The following is a 4,324-nucleotide window of genomic DNA, read 5'->3' on the forward strand; positions in this document are numbered from 1 at the left end:
GCCCGGCTCGGCCGCGACCGCGACCGGGGCGCCGCCCACGCCGGTGGGCGCGCGGTACTCGCCGAACACCTCGCGCAGCGCGAAGGCCCACTCGCCGGTGGTGACCCCGGCGCGGGCGCAGGCCAGGGTGGCCGGCACCAGGTTCTCGGCGGTGGCGGCGACCGCCTTGAGCTCCGCCAGGGCGCGCAGCGCGGCGGCCTCGTCGCGCTGCCCGCGCCAGGCCTCCAGGGCGGCCAGCACGGACCGCTCGGAGGCCGGGTCGACGACCATGATCGCGGTGTCGAGGTCCGCCGTGAGCGGGCTCTCCTCGGTGGTGTCGAAGCAGTTCACCCCGACGATCCGGTCCTCGCCGGACTCGATCCGGGCCCGGCGGGCCGCGTGCGAGGCGACCAGGTTGGACTTCAGGTAGCCGGACTCGACGGCCGGGATGACCCCGCCCATCTCCAGCACCTTGGCGATCTCCGCCTCGGCGCCGGCCAGCAGCTCGGCGGTCTTGGCCTCGATCACCTCGGAGCCGTTGAAGAGGTCCCCGTACTCCAGCAGGTCGGACTCGTAGGCGAGCACCTGCTGGATCCGCAGCGACCACTGCTGGTCCCACGGCCGGGGCAGGCCGAGCGCCTCGTTCCACGCGGGCAGCTGGACGGCGCGGGCGCGGGCGTCCTTGGAGAGGGTGACGGCGAGCATCTCCAGCACGATCCGCTGGACGTTGTTCTCCGGCTGCGCCTCGGTCAGGCCGAGCGAGTTGACCTGGACGCCGTAGCGGAACCGGCGCTGCCGGGGGTCCTCGACGCCGTACCGCTCGCGGGTGATCCGCTCCCAGAGCCGGCCGAAGGCCCGCATCTTGCACATCTCCTCGACGAACCGCACGCCGGCGTTGACGAAGAAGGAGATCCGGGCGACGACCTCGCCCATCCGCTCGGCCGGCACCTGGCCGGAGTCGCGGACGGCGTCCAGCACCTCGATCGCCGTGCACATCGCGTAGGCGATCTCCTGGACCGGGGTGGCCCCGGCCTCCTGGAGGTGGTAGCTGCAGATGTTGATCGGGTTCCACTTCGGGAGGTTCCCGACCGTGTAGGCGATCATGTCGGTGATCAGGCGCACCGAGGGGCCGGGCGGGAAGACGTGCGTCCCGCGCGACAGGTACTCCTTGACGATGTCGTTCTGGGTGGTGCCGGTGAGCCGGGCGATGTCGGCGCCCTGCTCCTCGGCGACCACCTGGTAGAGCGCCAGCAGCCACATCGCGGTGGCGTTGATGGTCATCGAGGTGTTGGTCCGTTCGAGCGGGATGCCGTCGAACAGGGTCCGCATGTCGCCGACGTGGCCCACCGGCACGCCGACCCGGCCGACCTCGCCGCGGGCGAGGACGTGGTCGGAGTCGTAGCCGGTCTGGGTCGGCAGGTCGAAGGCGACGGAGAGGCCGGTCTGGCCCTTCGCGAGGTTCCGCCGGTACAGCGCGTTGGAGTCCTCGGCCGTCGAGTGCCCGGCGTAGGTGCGCATCAGCCAGGGCCGGTCCCGCTTCTGATCACTCATCAGGGTTTCCTCAGATGTCTCGGCCGGGCTGAACGGTCCGCTCGCCGAGCTCGCGGAACAGATTGATGGCCGGCAGGTGCCGGGCGCGCAGCTCGGCGTCGCGCACGCCCAGGCCCTCCTCGGGGGCCAGGCAGAGCACGCCGACCTTGCCCTGGTGCTTGTTGTGGTGGACGTCCAGCGCGGCCTGGCCGGTCTGCTCCAGCGGGTACACCTTGGAGACGGTCGGGTGGATCTTCCCCTTGGCCACCAGGCGGTTGGCCTCCCAGGCCTCACGGTAGTTGGCGAAGTGCGAGCCGACGATCCGCTTGAGCGACATCCACAGGTACCGGTTGTCGTACTGGTGCGTGAAACCGGAGGTGGAGGCGCAGGTGACGATGGTGCCGCCCTTGCGGGTGACGTAGACGCTGGCGCCGAAGGTCTCCCGGCCGGGGTGCTCGAAGACGATGTCGACGTCCTCGCCGCCGGTCAGCTCGCGGATCCGCCCGCCGAGCCGCTTCCACTCGCGCGGGTCCTGGGTCTGCTCGTCCTTCCAGAACCGGTAGCCCTCGGCGGAGCGGTCGATGATCGCCTCGGCGCCCATCGCCCGGCAGATCTCCGCCTTCTGCGGGCTGGAGACGACGCAGACCGGGGTGGCGCCGCCGGCCAGCGCGTACTGGGTGGCGTAGGAGCCGAGGCCGCCGCTGGCGCCCCAGATCAGCACGTTGTCGCCCTGCTTCATGCCCGCGCCGTTGCGCGAGACCAGCTGGCGGTAGGCGGTGGAGTTGACCAGGCCGGGGGAGGCGGCCTCCTCCCAGGTCAGGTGGGCGGGCTTGGGCATCAGCTGGTTGGTCTTCACCAGGGCCAGCTGGGCCAGGCCGCCGAAGTTGGTCTCGAAGCCCCAGATCCGCTGCTCCGGGTCCATCATCGTGTCGTTGTGGCCGTCGGAGGACTCCAGCTCGACGGACAGGCAGTGCGCGACCACCTCGTCGCCCGGCTTCCAGGCGTTGACCCCGGCGCCGGTGCGCAGCACCACGCCGGCGAGGTCGGAGCCGACCACGTGGTACGGCAGGTCGTGGCGCCTGGTCAGCGGCGAGAGCCGGCCGTAGCGCTCCAGGAAGCCGAAGGTGGAGACCGGCTCGAAGATCGAGCTCCACACGGTGTTGTAGTTCACGGCGCTCGCCATGACGGCGACCAGCGCCTCGCCCGGGCCCAGTTCGGGCAGCGGGACCTCGTCGAGGTGGAGGGACTCGCGGGGGTCCTTGTCGCGGCTGTCGAGGCCGGCGAACATCTGCTCCTCGTCCTTGTGGAGCGTCACCGCCCGGTAGGACTCCGGCAGCTTCGCGTGGGCGAAGTCCGCCGAGGTGCTGTCGGGGCTGAGGATCGCGTCGAGGATTTCCTTCATGGCTGCCTCCGAAGGCGTACCTGTGTGAGGGCACAGGGCGTCTGGGGGAGCCGGGAGCGGACACCGGCTTCGCTGAACGGGGTGGTGGGTGGGGCGGCTGGTGGGCCTGGCACTGCGGTGGGTCGCTCCCGGGGTTGGGGGAGCGCCGGTACGACGGCGCGCCGTGGTGGGGAGCCGCGGCGCCGCGACTGGTGGGTAACAAGGTAGTGGCACCCTGTGCCACTCGTAAAGACACGGCGTGCCAGTAATTCCGGCCGCTTTCGGCCCCTCGCGCGGGGCCTGCGAAAGACATGGAAAGGGCCCGTGCCGACCTGTCGACACGGGCCCTTCGAGCCGCCGTGACCTGCGAAAAAGCCTGCGCTCAGGCCCGCTTGGCGCCCTCCAGGGCGGCGCGCACGGCGTCCACCACGACATCCAGTGGAGCGTCCGTCCGGGCGACTGTGATGAGCACCTCACCTCCGGGACTGGCACTCAGTGCGCTGGCCGTCGCGGCCTCCGCCTCCGTCCCACTGGCACCGGGTGCCACCACGGCACCGCGCCGTCGGGCCCCCGGCTCGCTGGACGCCCAGAAGGTCCGCCGGATCACCTCGAACGAGTGGTCCAGCTGCGCCTCGACGTCACCGCGCCCGCCCGCCCGCAGCCAGCGCCGCAGCACGTGGTTGTGGGCCGCGACCACGGCCGCCGCCGACACCTCGGCCAGCATCGAGTCGTCCTCGCCGCCGTGCTGCCAGCCCGAGGGGATCTCCCCGGCGGTGTCGAACCGGCCCAGCAGGTAGCGGGTGAACAGCCGCTCGTACCGGGCCACCACGGCGATCTCCCGCTCGCGCAGCGCCGGCACCTGACGGATCAGCTGGTACCGGGCCACCGAGACCCCGGGCGTGGAGGCGTACATCCGCAGCACCTCCTTGATGCCCCGGCAGACCACGTCCAGCGGGTGCTCCTCGGGCTCCGCGCTGGCCAGCAGATCGGCCACCCGGACCAGGGTGTCGTCGTGGTCCGGGAAGATCGCCTCCTCCTTGGACCGGAAGTACCGGAAGAAGGTCCGCCGGGCCACCCCGGCCGCCGCCGCGATCTGGTCGACCGTGGTCTCCTCGTAGCCCTGCGAGGCGAACAGCTCCATCGCGGCGGTGGCCAGGTCCTGGCGCATCTGCTGGCGCTGCGCCGCCGCCCGGCGGTTGCCCGGGCCCCCGTCCTGGCCGTTCCCGGCCGGCCGGCCGTCCCGCGCCGGGGCGGATTGCTGCGGGGAGACTGACTGAACCCGATCCATGCCCGGAACGCTACACGTCCCCGGCGCCGCGTCCGCGGGCCTTGCCCGGCGCACCGGGGCGACCGGGCCGCTCACCGCGGGCCTGGGCCAGTGCGCCGCGACCGCGCCCGTCCCCCAGCCGGGCCGCTCCTGGCGGAGCGGCGGCC

At 72.3% G+C, this 4,324-nt stretch carries 2 protein-coding genes and 1 pseudogene; all 3 read right to left on the reverse strand.

Annotated elements, in window-relative coordinates:
• A pseudogene (locus tag ABD308_RS08625) lies at positions 1–1,530 on the reverse strand (methylmalonyl-CoA mutase family protein); the annotation flags it as partial.
• Positions 1,531–1,540: 10 nt separating this feature from the next.
• A complete protein-coding gene (gene ccrA, locus ABD308_RS08630) occupies positions 1,541–2,911 on the reverse strand; it encodes a crotonyl-CoA carboxylase/reductase (RefSeq protein ID WP_344330188.1) in 1,371 nt (456 codons plus the stop codon).
• A gap of 361 nt (positions 2,912–3,272) precedes the next feature.
• Positions 3,273–4,178 (reverse strand): TetR family transcriptional regulator, encoded by a 906-nt coding sequence (locus ABD308_RS08635; protein WP_344330196.1) that lies wholly within the window; start codon positions 4,176–4,178, stop codon positions 3,273–3,275.
• Between the last annotated feature and the right edge of the window lie 146 nt (positions 4,179–4,324).

The organism is Kitasatospora putterlickiae (assembly GCF_039527695.1).
Classification (GTDB): Bacteria; Actinomycetota; Actinomycetes; order Streptomycetales; family Streptomycetaceae; genus Kitasatospora; species Kitasatospora putterlickiae.